Here is a 14,928-nt window from a genome sequence, read left to right on the forward strand (position 1 = left end):
CCTATTTTAATAGCATTACCATGAAACAACGTACCACCCCGGCCGCCCGCACGGCCGCCGCCCAGGCCGTGCTGGCGCTGCTGTGCGGCAGCCCCATGGCCCAGGCCCAGACCGGCGAGGCCGCCCTGCCCTCTGTCACCATCAGCGCGGGCACCGAGCAGGAAGGCGCCACCGGCCCGGTGCAGGGCTTCGTGGCCCAGCGCGCGCTTTCGGCCACCAAGACCGACACGCCGCTGATCGAAACCCCGCAGGCCATCAGCGTGGTCACACGCGACCAGATGGAGGCCCAGGGCGTGCAGACGCTGCGCGAGTCCACGCGCTACAGCGCGGGCGTGGTGTCGAGCTACTTCGACAGCCGAACCGACAGCTTCAAGGCGCGCGGCGGCAACGTGACGCAGTACCAGGACGGGCTGCTGCGCACCTACGGCACCTACAACAGCACCAAGGTGGAGCCCTACACGCTGGAGCGCGTGGAGTTCCTGCGCGGCCCCTCGTCGGTGCTGTACGGCCAGGGCAGCGTGGGCGGCGTGCTCAACCTGACCTCCAAGCGCCCGCAGGCCGAGCGCCTGCGCGAGGTGCAGGTGCAGATCGGCAGCCACGCGCGCAAGCAGATCGCCGCCGACCTCACCGGCCCGCTGGATGCCAAGGGCCGGTGGCTGTACCGCCTGGTGGCCGTGGGGCGCGACAGCGGCACGCAGGTGGACCATGTGGGCGACGACCGCCTGGTGCTTGCGCCCTCGCTCACCTGGCGGCCCAGCGCCGACACCTCGCTCACGCTGCAGGCCCACTACCAGAAAGACGAGAGCGGCTCGCTGATCGGCTTCTTCCCCTGGCAGGGCACGCGCCTGCCCAGCGCCTACGGGCGGATTCCCACCCACACCTTCATCAGCGAACCCGGCTGGGACGCCTACGACTCCGACACCACCTCCTGGGGCTACCTGTTCAGCCACCGCCTGAACGGCGACTGGACGCTGCGCCAGAACCTGCGCCGCACCACCAGCGACGTGGACTACCGCACGCTGTACACGGGCTTCACGGCCGACCGGGCCACGGGCCGGCCCGCGCGCCCCGTGTTCAACCCCGACAACCGCACCGTGACGCGCGACGCCGCGTGGCAGCGCAACGGCGGGCGCATGCTGCTGATCGACACCCAGGTGGAGGGCCATCTGCGCTGGGGCGGCGTGCAGCACACGCTGCTGGCCGGGCTGGACGCGCAGCGCAACGAAACCACGCAGTCCACCTGGAGCGGCCAGGCACCGTCGATCGACGTCTACAACCCGGTGTACGGCCAGTTCACGCCGCCCTCGGCCTCGGCGCTCAAGCGCCAGCCCGACGTGACGCAAAAGCAGCTGGGCCTGTACCTGCAGGACCAGCTGCGCTGGGGCGCCTGGACGGCCACCCTGGGCCTGCGCCATGACCGCGCCCAGACCGACACCGAGGGCCGGCCCGCCGCCGCCGTCGACGACAAGGCCTGGACCAAGCGCCTGGGCGTAACCTACCAGGCCGGCGGCGGCTGGGCGCCCTACCTGGGCTATTCCGAATCGTTCCAGCCCCTGGGCGGCGTGGACGCCTACGGCACGCCCTACAAGCCCCAGCGCGGCGAGCAGTGGGAGGCCGGCGTGAAGTGGATGCCCGAGGGGCGCGGCATCTCGGCCTTCGCGGCCGTGTACCAGCTGCGCGAGAAGAACCGCAAGACCAGCGACCCGTCCAACCCGCTCAACAACCTGCAGACCGGCGAGGTGAAGATCCGCGGCTTCGAGGCCGAGATGACCGCCAGCCTGGCGCGCAACTGGGACTGGACGGTGGGCTACGCCTACACCGACGCCAAGATCACGCGCAGCAACACGAGCGACCAGGGCCAGCGCGTGGCGGGCGTGCCCGAGCACACCGCCTCGTCATGGCTGATGCACCGCTTCGCGGCCCAGGGGCGCGGCGGCTGGACGGTGGGCGCGGGCCTGCGCTACACGGGCTCGCAATGGACCGGCACCACGGCCATCGACACGCCCTCGGTGCTGCTGGCCGACGCCATGGTGGCCTACGACGCGGGCGACTGGCGCGTGGCCCTCAACCTCAACAACCTGACCGACAAGGTGAACATCACCCAATGCCTGGCGCGCGGCGACTGCTTCTACGGCGAGCGGCGCAACGTGGTGCTGACGGGCACCTACCGCTTCTGAGGCCCACGCACAAAAGCCCCGGTGCCGGGCGAGCACCGGGGCTTTTTTTCGGGTGCGCCCCGGCACGGGGCAGGTACGCGGGTCAGACGTGGGTGATGGAGATCGCGCGCGTGTTCAGGCAGGCCTCCACCGCCTCGGGCCCGCCCTCGGAGCCATAGCCCGAATCCTTGATGCCGCCGAACGGCAGCTCGGCCGAGGGCGTGGCCGGCTGGTTGATCCACAGCATGCCCACCTCCACGCGCTGGCTCAGCAGGTGCGCGTTCTTGAGCGAACGCGTGAACGCATAGCCCGCCAGGCCGTAGGGCAGGCGGTTGGATTCGGCGATGGCGTCCTCCAGTTGCGTGAAGCCGCGCACGGCCGCCACGGGGCCGAAGGGCTCCTCGTTGAAGATACGCGCGGACTGCGGCACGTTGTCGATCACCGTGGGCGCAAAGAAGTTGCCCACCGCGCCGATGCGCTCGCCGCCGGCATGCACCGTGGCGCCCTGCTGCAGCGCATCGCCCAGCAGCTCGGCCATGGCCGCCACGCGGCGCGGGTTGGCCAGCGGGCCCATCTGCGTACCCTCGGCCAGGCCGTCGCCCACCTTCAGGCCCTGGGCGTGGCGCGCCAGCGCCGCCACGAAGTCGGCGCGCACGCTCTCGTGCACCAGAAAGCGCGTGGGCGAGATGCAGACCTGGCCGGCGTTACGGAACTTGGCGCCGCCCGCGGCCTTGACGGCCAGCTCAATGTCAGCGTCCTCGCACACGATCACGGGCGCATGACCGCCCAGCTCCATGGTCACGCGCTTCATGTGCAGGCCGGCCAGCCCCGCCAGCTGCTTGCCCACCGGCGTGGAACCCGTGAACGTGACCTTGCGCACGATGGGGTGCGGGATCAGGTAGCCGGAGATTTCGGCCGGGTTGCCGTACACCAGCCCCACCACGCCGGCGGGCACGCCCGCATCGGCGAACGCACGGATCAGCTCGGCCGGGCTGGCGGGCGTCTCCTCGGGCGCCTTGACCAGCACCGAGCAGCCCGCCGCCAGCGCGGCGCCCAGCTTGCGCACCACCTGGTTGATGGGAAAGTTCCAGGGCGTGAATGCGGCCACCACGCCCACCGGGTCCTTCACCACCAGCTGGCGCACGGCCAGGTTGCGCGAGGGCACGATGCGGCCGTACACGCGCATGCCCTCGTCGGCGAACCACTCGATGATGTCGGCCGCGGCCATGGCCTCGACACGCGCCTCGGCCAGCGGCTTGCCCTGCTCCTGCGTGAGGATTGCGGCAATGGCGTCGGCACGCTCGCGCATCAGCGCGGCGGCGCGGCGCATGGTGCGTGCGCGCTCAATAGCGGGCATGTCGCGCCAGGTCTCAAAACCCTTTTGCGCGGCCTCCAGGGCCCGGTCCAGGTCGGCGATGCCCGCATGCGCCACCCGCCCGATCGGCTGGCCCGTGGCCGGGTTGTGCACGGCAATGGTCTTGCCGTCGGCGGCGTCCTGCCATTGGCCGGCGATGAAAAGGCGGGTGTCGGGATAGCTCATGCAAATGCTCCTGGTCGGTTTGTCTGGGAAGTTGCCGGCCGGCCATGCGCGCAGCGCACCGCACCTGCCCGGCACTGCAACGACTATAGGCCCGCCGCCCGCGGCACGCCGCCACGCGCCGGCTCTACCCGACCGCCGCAACGGGCATTGCCTGTGGCCATGCAGGGGCCGGCCGCCGCGCTTCACGCCACTGCAGCGCGGCTGCCGCTGGCCAGACCGCCATTCGTCGCACCGCGCTGGGCAAGCGCTGCGCGTGCGGCCACAGTGCGCGCTGGGTGGCGCCAGGCCTGCCCCTCACAACTTCCAACAATCCCTTGGCTTGCCGCTCCCTGTCAGGAGCCCCTCATGAACGACACACGACACATCCCCCGCACCCGCCTTGCCGCCCGCGCGGCGCAGGGCGCCCTCTTGGCCCTGGCCTGCGCCGCGGGCCTTGCCCACGCCCAGCCCGCCGCCGGCACCGCGCCACCTGTGCAGCCCGCACAGCAGACGGGGCAGAGCCAGCCGATGGTGGCCGCCACCGCCGAGCCCGCACCCGGCGCCAGCGGCCGCACGCGGGCCGAGGTGATTGCAGAGCTGCAATGCGCACGCGAATCGGGCGAGCTGGATGCCATCATGCTGCGCAGCCATGGCCTGCCGCCCGACCAGTGGCGGGGCACGCACGCGCCCTGCACGACGGCGGAAGGCCAGCGGCGGTAGAGGCCGCCGGCACGTCGCCGACGTCGCCGGTCAGTCCCCCCCGGGCACCAGGAAGTCGCGGCTGATGCAGCCGCCCAGTTCGTTCACGCGGTCGAGAAACTGCGTGAGATAGGCGTGCAGGCCGGTGGCCAGGATCTCGTCGATGCGGCCGTAGCGCAGGTCGGCCAGCAGGCGGCCGGCCTTGCGCTGGGTCTCGGCGGACTGGTCGTTGGCCACCACGGCCAGGTTGTCCACCACCTCGTGCAGGCTGGCGTGCAGCGAGCGCGGCATGTCCCGGCGCAGCATGAGCAGCTCGGCCACGCGCTCGGGCGTGATCACGTCGCGGTACACCTTGCGGTAGACCTCGAAGGCCGAAACGCTGCGCAGGATGGCGCTCCAGTGGTAGAAGTCGGCCTCCGGCGTGGAGCGCCGGGCATCGCCCGCCGTGCCGTGGAAGTCGCTCTGCACGGCGTGGAACTTCACGTCCAGCAGCCGGGCAGTGTTGTCGGCGCGCTCCAGAAAGGTGCCCAGCCGCAGGAAGTGGAAGGCCTCGTCCTGCAGCATGGTGCCCAGCGTGACGCCGCGCGACAGGTGCGAGCGGTACTTGACCCACTCGAAGAACTGGCCCGGATCGCGCTCGAAGTTGCCGTGGCGCAGTTGCCGGCTCAGTTCCAGCCAGGTCTGGTTCTGCGTCTCCCAGACCTCGGTGGTCAGCGCGCCGCGCACGGCGCGCGCGTTCTCGCGCGCGGCGCGCAGGCACGAAACGATGGACGAGGGGTTGTCCTCGTCGCATACCATGAACTGCAGCACGCCCCGGGCGGTGATCTCGCCATGGCGTGCCGTGTAGGCCGGAATCAGCTCGCTGATCGACAGCAGCCCGCGCCAGCCCTCCTGCGCCTGCGCGGCGGACTGCGGCAGCATCGAGGTGTCGTAGCTCACGTTGAGCATGCGGGCGGTGTTTTCCGCCCGCTCCGTGTATCGGGACATCCAGAACAGATGGTCGGCGGTGCGGCTCAGCATGCGGTCTCCTTGATCGTGCAGGGCGGAAAACCCCACGCGCGCTGCGCGCGCACGCGGCGCTTTGGCGAAAGTCCGCCTGCGGCGGCCTTTTCCGCCCGCTCCGTGTATCGGGACATCCAGAACAGATGGTCGGCAGTGCGGCTCTGCATGTCAGTTCCCCCCTTCCTCATCCCCCAGCACCCAGGTGTCTTTGGTGCCGCCGCCCTGCGACGAGTTGACCACCAGCGAGCCCCCCTTGAGCGCCACGCGCGTGAGGCCGCCGGCCACCATCTGCACCTTCTGGCCGCTGAGCACGAAGGGTCGCAGGTCGATGTGGCGCGGCGCGATGCCGGCGTCCACGAAGGTCGGGCAGCTCGACAGGGACAGTGTGGGCTGGGCGATGTAGCCCGCCGGGTTGGCCAGCAGCGCCGCGCGGAAGGCCTCGATCTCGGCGCGCGTGGCCGCCGGGCCGATGAGCATGCCGTAGCCACCCGCGCCGTGCACCTCCTTGACCACCAGCTCGTCCAGGTGGTCCAGCACGTACTTCAGGTCGTCGGGCTTGCGGCACATCCAGGTCGGCACGTTGGCCAGGATGGGCTCCTCGCCCAGGTAGAAACGGATCATCTCGGGCACGTAGGGGTACACGGACTTGTCGTCCGCGATGCCCGTGCCCACCGCGTTGCAGATGCTCACGTTGCCCGCGCGGTAGGCCTGCATGAGGCCCGCGCAGCCCAGCGTGGAGCCGGGGCGGAACACCTGCGGGTCGAGGAAATCGTCGTCCACCCGGCGGTAGATCACATGCACGCGCTGCAGGCCGCGCGTGGTGCGCTTGTAGACGAAGTTGTCCCGCACCACCAGGTCCTGCCCCTCGACCAGCTCCACGCCCATCTGCTGCGCGAGGAAGGCATGCTCGAAATAGGCGCTGTTGTGCATGCCCGGCGTGAGCACCACCACCGTGGGGTCGGCGCTGCTCCAGGCCGGCGCGCTGGCCCGCAGCGTGTCGAGCAGCAGGTCCGGGTAATGTGCCACGGGGGCCACCTTGTGCAGGGCGAACAGCTCGGGGAACAGCCGCATCATCATCTTGCGGTTTTCCAGCATGTACGACACGCCCGAGGGCACGCGCAGGTTGTCCTCCAGCACGTAGTAGATGCCCTGGCCGTCGTCGCCGGGCGCCCGCACGATGTCGATGCCCGCGATGTGCGCGTACACGCCCTGCGGCACGTCCACCCCCGCCATCTCGGGGCGGAACTGCGCGTTGGTCAGGATCAGGTCGGCCGGCACGATGCCCGCGCGCAGGATCTCCTGGCCGTGGTAGATGTCGTGGATGAAGCGGTTGAGCGCCGTCACGCGCTGCACCAGGCCCTGGCGCATGCGCCGCCATTCGTGCGCCGGGATGATGCGCGGGATCAGGTCGAACGGGATCAGCCGCTCGGTGCCCGCGCCCTCCTCGTCCTTGGCGCCGTAGACGGCAAAGGTGATGCCCACGCGGCGGAAGATCATTTCCGCCTGGGCGCGCCGGGCCTGCATGGCCTCGGCCGACTGCTGCGCCAGCCACTGGCCGTAGCGCCGGTAATGCGCACGCACGTCGCTGCCATCGAAGGGCAGCATGGTGTACATCTCATCGAACTGCTGCATACAGCGTGCCTCCTGAGGCCAGGATAGCAAGTTGCAGGCCACGGGGTCTATCCCCCTGCGCCAGGCGGCCGGTGGTGCCAGTAGCGGCGCGCCGCCTCGCGCTCGCAGTGCACGGCCTGCGGCGTGCTGGAGGCCCAGCGCGCCGCGCCGCATTGCGGCGTCTGCGCCAGAGCGATGCCGCGCTGCCCGTAGCGCGCGGCCACCTCGGGCGCAGGATGGCCGAAGCGGTTGCGGTAGCCCGCCTGCACCAAGGCGGTGCGCGGCCGCACGGCATCCAGAAAGCCCTCGGACGACGAGGTCTTGCTGCCATGGTGCGGCACCAGCAGCACATCGGCCGCCAGCGGCGCGCCATCGGCCACCAGGGCCTGCTCCTGCGCGCGCTCGATGTCGCCCGCCAGCAGGGCCGCGGCCCCGCGGGCACCATCCGCACCCTCGGCCTCGATGCGCAGCACGCAGCTGAAGGCGTTCGGCGTGGGCGCACGCGCGCCGGGCGCGGCCACGGCGTCACCCAGCGCGTGCGCCGGGTGCAGCACCTCGAAGCGCACGCCATCCCAGACCCACCGCTGCCCCGCCACGCAGGGCGTGACCGGGCGCAGCGCCTGCAGCGCATGGCCGTCCTCGATCGAGCCCAGCAGCCGCGCCTGCGGGTGCTGCGCCAGCACGGCCGCGGCGCCGCCGGTGTGGTCGGTGTCGCGGTGGCTCAGCACCAGCAGATCCAGCCGCTCGCCCAGCGCGCGCAGCAGCGGCACCAGCACGCGGTCGCCGGCATCGCTGTCCTGGTGGTAGCGCGGCCCGGCGTCGTACAGCAGCGCATGGCGCGCCGTGCGCACCAGCACGGCCTGGCCCTGGCCCACGTCGGCGGCCAGCAGCTCGAACTGGCCCGGCGGCGGGCGCGGCGGCTGCCACCACAGCGCGGGCAGCAGCAGCGGCAGCCCCAGGACCCGCACGCCCCACGGCAGGCGCAGCGCCAGCAGCGTGCCGCCGGCCACGGCCGCCACGCCCGCCCACAGCGGCGCCATGGGCAGGGCCACCTGCGCCCAGGGCCAGGCGGCCAGCCATTGCAGCGGCACCGACAGGCCCTGCACGCACCAGGCCGCCGCCTGCCACAGCGGCGCCCACAGCACGCCCGCCAGCGCCAGCGGCGTGACCACCAGCGTGGTCCACGGGATGGCCACCAGATTGGCCAGCAGGCCCACCAGCGAGACCTGGCCGAACAGCAGCAGCGTGAGCGGCGTGAGGGCCAGCGTCACCACCCACTGCTCGCGCAACAATGCATAAAAATGGCCTGTAGCGCGCACTGGATAATCGCGAACAGCTCCCGAATCAGTAGCAAACAACACCCCCACGGCCACGAAGCTCAGCCAGAACCCCGGCTGCAGCAGGGCCCAGGGGTCCGCCACCAGCACCACGGCGCAGGCCAGCAGCCACACATGGGGCCAGGGCCAGCGGTGCCCCGACAGGCGCAGGCCGGCCACCGTGGCCAACATGCACACCGTGCGCTGCGCGGGCACGCCCCAGCCGCTGAAGAGCGCGTAGGCACCGGCCAGCAGCACCCCGCCCACCAGCGCCGCCGTGGGCGCGGGCACGGCCAGGCACAGCCGGCCGCTGCGGCGCCAGGCCCACCCCAGCACGGCGGCCGCCAGCCAGGCGAACAGCGTGATGTGCAGGCCCGAGATGCTCATGAGGTGGGCCACGCCCGTGGCGCGGAACACATCCCAGTCCGCGCGTTCGATGGCGCGCTGGTCGCCCGTGACCAGGGCCACCACCACGCCCGCCGCGCGCTGCCGGGCCGCCGCCTGCGCGGCGAAAGCCTCGCCCCCATCCGCGGCAAGCCGGCGCACGATGGCATCGCGCACATGCTGGCGCAACTGTTCCACGGGGTAGTGCCAGGTGGCCGCCAGCCGCTGCGGCGGGCCATGCAGCGCATCCAGCCGCGCGCTGGTGCGCACATAGCCCGTGGCCTGCACGCCCTGCTCCCAGAGCCACAGCTCATAGTCGAACCCATGCGGATTGCGCCCGCCATGCGGCGCCTTGAGCCGCACCGTGAGGCGCCAGCGCTCGCCCGCCCGCACCGGGGGCACGGGGGTCGCATCGGCCTGCGCATCCGCGCCCAGGCCGGCGGCGTACCAGGCCAGGTCGATCCGCGCGGGCAGCTGCACCGGGGCGCCGCCAAGCCGCGCGGACTCCACCGCCAGCCGCAGGCGCAGCCCCGTCTCGCGCTGCTGCGGCATGGCGGCGACCACACCCGTGACCTGCAGGTCGCGCCCCTCCAGCCCGGGCGCCAGGGCACCCGCCAGGAACGCGGTGGCGCGCAGGCCGCACAGGCCCCACAGCAGCAGCATGCCCGCCAGCAGCGCGGCGGCGCCGCGCCCGCGCCGCGCCCGGCGGCTGCCGCCCCAGGACATGGCCAGCCAGGCGCCCATCAGCAGGGACATGAGCAGCGCCGCCGCATAAGCGGGCCAGGGCCACAGCGCAGCCTGCTGCAGCTGCAGCGCCACCCCCAGCAGGCCGCCGGCCAGCGCGGCGGGCAGATGCCAATGGCCGGCCCCGCGCGCGGGCGCCGGCGCGGCCCCGGCGCACGGATCCTGCGGCAACACGGACGCCGGGTGGTTCATGGCCGCATGCTACGGCATGGCCCGCGGCACGGACGGCCGCCCCGGCACCCTCTGGCGCCCGCGCTTCTATGTAACACTCGCACGGGCCCGTGCCGCCAGCACCGCGCCCGGCCGCGCAACCACGGCGCAGGCCCTCATCCGGGCCGCACCGCGCCCTTCATACATGTTTTCAAGGACTGCCATGAGCGTTTACGACAAGCTGAAAGAACTCGACATCACCCTGCCGCCGGTGGCCGCTCCCGCCGCCGCCTATGTGCCCTATGCACAGACCGGCAACCTGCTGTTCCTGAGCGGCCACATCGCGCGCAAGGACGGCAAGCCCTGGGTGGCACAGTTCGGCAAGAACATCACCACCGAAGAAGGCCAGGCCGCCGCGCGCGCCGTGGCCATCGACCTGCTGGGCACGCTGCACGCCGCCACCGGTGGCGACCTCAACCGCATCCAGCGCATCGTGAAGGTGATGAGCCTGGTGAATTCCACCGGCGACTACACCGAGCAGCATCTGGTGACCAACGGCGCCAGCGAGCTGCTGGGCCAGGTGTTCGGCGACAAGGGCAAGCATGCGCGCAGCGCCTTCGGCGTGGCGCAGATCCCCATGGGCGCCTGCGTCGAGATCGAGCTGATCGCCGAGATCGCCTGAGGCACGCCGCCGGGCGCGGCATGCCCGGCACGGGGGGCGGTTCGGCATTGCCCTAAACTTCCCTCCCCTTTTTCCCCTTTCGCCGCCCCATGACGTACTGCGTCGCCATCAAACTCAACGCCGGCCTGGTGTTCCTGTCCGACTCCCGCACCAACGCCGGCCTGGACCAGATCAGCTCGTTTCGCAAGATGATGGTCTACGAGAAGGCCGGCGACCGCTTCATGGTGATGCTGTCCGCCGGCAACCTGAGCATCTCGCAGTCGGTGCGCGAAATCCTGCAGGTGGAGCAGATCCAGGACCCGGGCGACGGCCCGCCCATCACGATCTGGAACGCCACCAGCATGTTCGACGTAGCGCGCGTGCTGGGCGCGGCCGTGCGGCGCGTGCATGAGCGCGACGGCGCGGCGCTCAAGCGCGCGGGCGTGGACTTCAACGTGTCGCTGGTGCTGGGCGGGCAGATCCGGGGCGAGGGCATGCGCCTGTTCCAGGTGTATTCGGCCGGCAACTTCATCGAGGCCACCGCCGAGACGCCGTACTTCCAGGTGGGCGAGTCCAAGTACGGCAAGCCCGTGCTCGACCGCGTGCTCACGCCCGACACGCCCCTGAACGAGGCGGCCAAATGCGCGCTGGTGTCCATGGACAGCACGCTCAAGTCCAACCTGTCGGTCGGCCTGCCGCTGGACCTGGTGGTGTACGAGCAGGGGCGGCTGACCTGCGACAACATCGTCTGCATCGACGAAAACAATCCCTACTTCCGCATGCTGCACGACAACTGGGGCCACAAGCTGCGCCAGGTCTTCGACAGCATCGAAGACCCGGCCTGGAACGGCGGCGCCACCGAGGTGCCGATCCGCGTGGAGTCGGCGCGCAGCCGGCCGCTCCAGAAGATCACCACCCCGCGCGACAAGCTCGTCTGAACCGCCTGAGCGACCATGCCCTCCATCGTCTTCTCGCACGCCAACAGCTTCCCGGCCGGCACCTACCGCGTGCTGTTCGAGCAGTTGCGCGACCGGGGCTTTCAGGTCAGCGCCGTGGAGCGCTACGGCCATGACGAAAAGTACCCCGTCAGCAACAACTGGCCGCATCTGGTGCAGCACCTGGCCGACTTCGCCGCCGAGCAGCAGCAGCGCACGGGCGAGCAGGCCTTTCTGGTGGGCCACTCGCTGGGCGGCTTCCTGAGTGTCATGGCCGCCGCCCGGCACCCCGATCTGGCCCGCGGCGTGGTGCTGATCGACTCGCCGCTCATCGGCGGCTGGCGCGCCAGCGCGCTGGGCGTGGCCAAGCAGACCCAGGTGGTGGGCGCCGTCTCTCCGGGCCGCGTGAGCCGCGCGCGCCGCAACAGCTGGACCAGCGCCGACGAGGCGCTGGAGCACTTTCGCCGCAAGAAGGCCTTTGCGCGCTGGGACCCGCGCGTGCTGCAGGACTACGTGATGCACGGCCTGCACGAACAGGACGGCAAGCGCGTGCTGTCCTTCGACCGCGCCGTGGAGACCCAGATCTACAACACCCTGCCGCACAACCTGGCGCGGCTGCTGCACACGCATCCGCTGCGCTGCCCGGCCGCCTTCATCGGCGGGCTCGAATCGGCGGAAATGCGCCAGGTGGGCATGGGCATGACACGGCGCATCACCCAGGGCCGGGTGATGATGCTGGACGGCAGCCACCTCTTTCCCATGGAGCAGCCCCTGGCCACGGCCGCGGCGATCGAGGCAGCACTGCAGAACCTGGAAGGGGCCGCCCGGCGCTGAACGCGGGGCCCGGACGCGCCCCACGCTGTCACCCGTGCGCCATCCATGGCGTGCGATAGATCAAGAAATAGTTACGCAGTGATACATTCGCACATCCTCTGGAGGAGCGATGCGACTGTTGGCGTTGCTTTGGAACGGTTTCCTGCCTCCCGGCGCCCGCTGCCGTGCGCTGGCAGCGCTGCTGTGGCTGCTGGGCAGCCTGCATGGCGGCGTGGCGCAGGCCTGCGCACCGCTGGAGCTGACGCCGGGCACGGCGCCCGTGAACCTCTGGAAGCACCTGTGCCTGCAGGCCGATGCCACGCTGGCACGCACCGCGCAGGACATGCTGGCCAGCCGGACAGACTTTGCGGCGCCCCCCACGCAGGGCGGCTCCCTGGGCGTGCGCCAGGACGCCGTCTGGCTGCATGCCAGCCTGCGCGTCCAGACGGGCTCCACGCCACCCACGGGCAACCCGTGGGTTCTCAACATCGACTACCCGCTGCTGCATGAGCTGGATGTGTATCTGGCCGCCGACGGCCAGATCATCGAACACCATGCCCTGGGTAGCCTGCAGGAGCGCAGCCCCCTCGCCCTGGACTGGCGCACGCCGGCACTGGCCCTGCCGCTGGAGCCGGGCCGCAGCTACGACCTGCTGATCCGCGTGCACACGCTGGGCGGCATGATTCTGCCCATGCGGGTGGGCGAATGGCAGGCCATGGTCCCACCGGCGCTGCGCGAGCAGACGCTGCAAGGCCTGTTCGCGGGCCTGGCCGCCTGCCTGCTGGTCTACGGCATGGCACAGGCCATCGTGCTGCGGGAACAGGTCTTCGCCTACTACGTGCTGCTGGTGCTGGGCAGCGCGGGGTTTTCCTTTCAGTTCTTCGGTCTGGGCTCGCAGATCGTCTGGGGCGGCATGCCCTGGCTGGAGCTGCATGCAGGCACCACGCTGGCCTTCCTGTCCGTGATCGGCGCCTTCCTGTTCATGGGACACGCGCTGGTGCGCAGCACCGGGCTGTTCCTGCGCATCATGCAAGGCGGCGCCGCCATCGCCGGCCTGCTGTGCGCAGCCTTCCTGCTGGACCTGCTGTCCACCCCCGCGGCCATGACGGTGCTGACCGTCCTGGGCCCCCTGCCGTCGCTGATCAGCGTGCCCATGGCCATCCGGCGCATGCGCGAGGGCGACCCCATCGGCCGCACGCTGATCCTGGCCTGGGCCGTCTATGTCACCACCGCCATGACGCTGGCGCTGCTGGTGCAGGGGGTGCTGCCGGCCACGTTCTGGCCCATGCACACCTTCCAGTTCGGCGCCGTGATGGACATGCTGCTGTTCATGCGCATGCTGGACCTGCGCAACACCTGGCTGCGCGACGAGGTGCGGCACACCAGCCGCGAGCGCGACGCCCTGCATTCGCTGGCCCACACCGACCCCCTCACCGGCCTGCCCAACCGCCGCGGGCTGGACGCGGCGCTGGGCGCCGCCCTGCCCCATGCGCGGGCAGACAGGCTGCTGGCCGTCTATGTGCTGGACCTGGATGGCTTCAAGCCCGTAAATGACCTGCACGGCCACGATGTCGGCGACCGGCTGCTGGTGGCCGTGGCCCAGCGCCTGCGCCAGCGGCTGCGCGCCGCCGACCTCGTCGCCCGGGTGGGCGGCGACGAGTTCGTGGTCATGGCGCACCGCCTGCCCAGCACCATGCAGGCCCACGACCTGGGCATCAAGCTGCTCGAATCCTTCCTGGAGCCCTTCCAGATCCGGGGCCAGGACGTCCATGTGGGCCTGACCATCGGCTACGCGCTGGCCCCTGTGGACGCGACCGACGCCGCCGCCCTCATCCGCCTGGCGGACGCCGCCATGTACAGCGGCAAGCAGCAGGGCAAGTTCTGCGTGCGCCGCAACACGGGCGACCTGGCGCTGGCCTCCAGCTGAGCCGCGCCCGGCCGCCGCCGGCCCGTGCCTATTCCACCCAGCTCACCACGCCCGTCCAGGCCGTGACCAGCACCACCAGCCCGAAGGCGATGCGGTACCAGGCGAACGGCACGAAGCTGTGGGTGCTGATGTAGCGCAGCAGCCAGCGCACGCACAGCCAGGCGCTGATGAAGGAAAACAGCAGCCCCACGGCGAACAGCGGCACGTCGCTCATCTGCAGCAGCGCGCGCTCCTTGTACAGGCTGTACACCCCGGCACCGATCAGCGTGGGGATGGCCAGGAAGAACGAATAGTCCGTCGCCGCCTTGCGCGACAGGCCCAGCAGCATGCCGCCGATGATGGTGGCGCCGCTGCGGCTGGTGCCCGGAACCATGGCCAGGCACTGCACCAGGCCCACCTTCAGCGCGTCCAGCGCCGTCATGTCGTCTACCGCGTGGATGCGCACGGCCACCTGCTGGCGCCGCTCGGCCCACAAAATGATCAGCCCGCCCAGGATGAAGGTGCTGGCCACCACCACCGGCGTGAACAGATGGGCCTTGATGGCCTTGCCCAGCAGCAGCCCCAGCACCACGGCGGGCAGGAAGCCGATCAGCACGTTGAGCGCGAAGCGCTGCGCCTGCCGCTGGCTGGGCAGCGCCAGCAGCGTGGCGCGGATACGCTGCCAGTACACGAGGATGACCGCGAAGATGGCGCCGGTCTGGATGGCGATGTCGAAGACCTTGGCCTTGGCATCATCGAAGCCGAGCAGGGAGCCCGCAAGAATCAGGTGGCCAGTGGAGGAGATGGGAAGGAATTCGGTCAGCCCCTCGACCACGCCCATGATGGCGGCCTTGAGCAGCAAAAGAGTATCCACGCGAGCGTCCTGACGGAAAAAACCAAAGCCCGGATTATCCGCGCCGCGTTGCGGCGGGCCGATGCCGACGGGTCCGTGGGGGCTTGCCGCGCCCGCCGCAGGCACCGCTCGCGCCCGCCCGCTGCCGCCCGCGCCGCCCAGGCGCCGCCCGTCGCACC

The 14,928-nt window shown here is 71.0% G+C and carries 12 protein-coding genes; 6 read left to right on the plus strand and 6 right to left on the minus strand.

The genetic code is table 11. The annotated features are described in order from the left end of the window. Positions 1–20: 20 nt before the first annotated feature. Complete coding sequence (locus BP68_RS07965) at positions 21–2,177, plus strand: TonB-dependent siderophore receptor (protein ID WP_496370434.1); 2,157 nt, start codon at positions 21–23, stop codon at positions 2,175–2,177. Between the two features lie 82 nt (positions 2,178–2,259). Here the strand turns inward: BP68_RS07965 and BP68_RS07970 are convergent, their stop codons facing one another. Further along, positions 2,260–3,696, minus strand: a complete 1,437-nt coding sequence (locus tag BP68_RS07970; protein ID WP_496370436.1) for an NAD-dependent succinate-semialdehyde dehydrogenase — start codon at positions 3,694–3,696, stop codon at positions 2,260–2,262. A gap of 345 nt (positions 3,697–4,041) precedes the next feature. Here BP68_RS07970 and BP68_RS07975 point away from each other — a divergent pair, with 345 nt between their 5' ends. Further along, complete coding sequence (locus BP68_RS07975; RefSeq protein ID WP_496370438.1) at positions 4,042–4,395, plus strand: hypothetical protein; 354 nt, start codon at positions 4,042–4,044, stop codon at positions 4,393–4,395. A 30-nt stretch (positions 4,396–4,425) separates the two neighbouring features. Here BP68_RS07975 and BP68_RS07980 read toward each other — a convergent pair whose 3' ends face one another. Genes BP68_RS07980 through BP68_RS07995 form a run of 4 tightly spaced genes read right to left on the minus strand, consistent with a single transcriptional unit; the run spans position 4,426 to position 9,623 of the window. Then, positions 4,426–5,394, minus strand: a complete 969-nt coding sequence (locus BP68_RS07980) for an alpha-E domain-containing protein (protein WP_496370440.1) — start codon at positions 5,392–5,394, stop codon at positions 4,426–4,428. Further along, positions 5,388–5,543, minus strand: coding sequence for an alpha-E domain-containing protein (locus BP68_RS07985; protein WP_496370442.1), 156 nt, complete (start codon positions 5,541–5,543; stop codon positions 5,388–5,390). The genes BP68_RS07980 and BP68_RS07985 overlap by 7 nt, the downstream gene beginning before the upstream one ends. 1 nt (position 5,544) lies before the next feature. Further along, positions 5,545–7,008, minus strand: coding sequence for a circularly permuted type 2 ATP-grasp protein (locus BP68_RS07990; protein WP_496370445.1), 1,464 nt, complete (start codon positions 7,006–7,008; stop codon positions 5,545–5,547). Positions 7,009–7,055: 47 nt separating this feature from the next. Beyond that, the gene (locus tag BP68_RS07995) at positions 7,056–9,623 is read right to left on the minus strand and encodes a DNA internalization-related competence protein ComEC/Rec2 (protein WP_496370447.1); all 2,568 of its coding nucleotides are present in this window, start codon (positions 9,621–9,623) and stop codon (positions 7,056–7,058) included. Between the two features lie 181 nt (positions 9,624–9,804). On the opposite strand from BP68_RS07995, the gene BP68_RS08000 reads away from it, so the two are divergent. From BP68_RS08000 to BP68_RS08015, 4 genes are all read left to right on the plus strand, one after another. Continuing rightward, the gene (locus tag BP68_RS08000) at positions 9,805–10,263 is read left to right on the plus strand and encodes a RidA family protein (protein ID WP_496370449.1); all 459 of its coding nucleotides are present in this window, start codon (positions 9,805–9,807) and stop codon (positions 10,261–10,263) included. Between the two features lie 89 nt (positions 10,264–10,352). Further along, positions 10,353–11,180: a proteasome-type protease gene (locus tag BP68_RS08005; protein ID WP_496370451.1), complete on the plus strand. Its 828-nt coding sequence runs from the start codon at positions 10,353–10,355 to the stop codon at positions 11,178–11,180. A 15-nt stretch (positions 11,181–11,195) separates the two neighbouring features. Then, entirely contained in the window at positions 11,196–12,011 is an 816-nt protein-coding gene (locus BP68_RS08010; RefSeq protein ID WP_496370453.1) for an alpha/beta fold hydrolase, read from the plus strand. 109 nt (positions 12,012–12,120) lie between these two features. Next, positions 12,121–13,917: a diguanylate cyclase domain-containing protein gene (locus BP68_RS08015; protein WP_496370455.1), complete on the plus strand. Its 1,797-nt coding sequence runs from the start codon at positions 12,121–12,123 to the stop codon at positions 13,915–13,917. Positions 13,918–13,945: 28 nt separating this feature from the next. On the opposite strand, the gene BP68_RS08020 is transcribed toward BP68_RS08015, so the two are convergent. Beyond that, positions 13,946–14,770: an undecaprenyl-diphosphate phosphatase gene (locus tag BP68_RS08020; RefSeq protein WP_496370457.1), complete on the minus strand. Its 825-nt coding sequence runs from the start codon at positions 14,768–14,770 to the stop codon at positions 13,946–13,948. Positions 14,771–14,928: the final 158 nt, after the last annotated feature.

It is taken from the genome of Diaphorobacter oryzae DSM 22780 (assembly GCF_059568935.1).

Bases quoted from the DNA above. Each gene is read 5' to 3' on its own strand.
- BP68_RS08005 (WP_496370451.1), top strand. From the start codon at position 10,353: ATGACGTACTGCGTCGCCATCAAACTCAACGCCGGCCTGGTGTTCCTG.
- BP68_RS07990 (WP_496370445.1), bottom strand. From the start codon at position 7,008: ATGCAGCAGTTCGATGAGATGTACACCATGCTGCCCTTCGATGGCAGC.
- BP68_RS07975 (WP_496370438.1), top strand. From the start codon at position 4,042: ATGAACGACACACGACACATCCCCCGCACCCGCCTTGCCGCCCGCGCG.
- BP68_RS07970 (WP_496370436.1), bottom strand. From the start codon at position 3,696: ATGAGCTATCCCGACACCCGCCTTTTCATCGCCGGCCAATGGCAGGAC.
- BP68_RS08000 (WP_496370449.1), top strand. From the start codon at position 9,805: ATGAGCGTTTACGACAAGCTGAAAGAACTCGACATCACCCTGCCGCCG.
- BP68_RS07965 (WP_496370434.1), top strand. From the start codon at position 21: ATGAAACAACGTACCACCCCGGCCGCCCGCACGGCCGCCGCCCAGGCC.
- BP68_RS07985 (WP_496370442.1), bottom strand. From the start codon at position 5,543: ATGCAGAGCCGCACTGCCGACCATCTGTTCTGGATGTCCCGATACACG.
- BP68_RS07980 (WP_496370440.1), bottom strand. From the start codon at position 5,394: ATGCTGAGCCGCACCGCCGACCATCTGTTCTGGATGTCCCGATACACG.
- BP68_RS08010 (WP_496370453.1), top strand. From the start codon at position 11,196: ATGCCCTCCATCGTCTTCTCGCACGCCAACAGCTTCCCGGCCGGCACC.
- BP68_RS07995 (WP_496370447.1), bottom strand. From the start codon at position 9,623: ATGAACCACCCGGCGTCCGTGTTGCCGCAGGATCCGTGCGCCGGGGCC.
- BP68_RS08015 (WP_496370455.1), top strand. From the start codon at position 12,121: ATGCGACTGTTGGCGTTGCTTTGGAACGGTTTCCTGCCTCCCGGCGCC.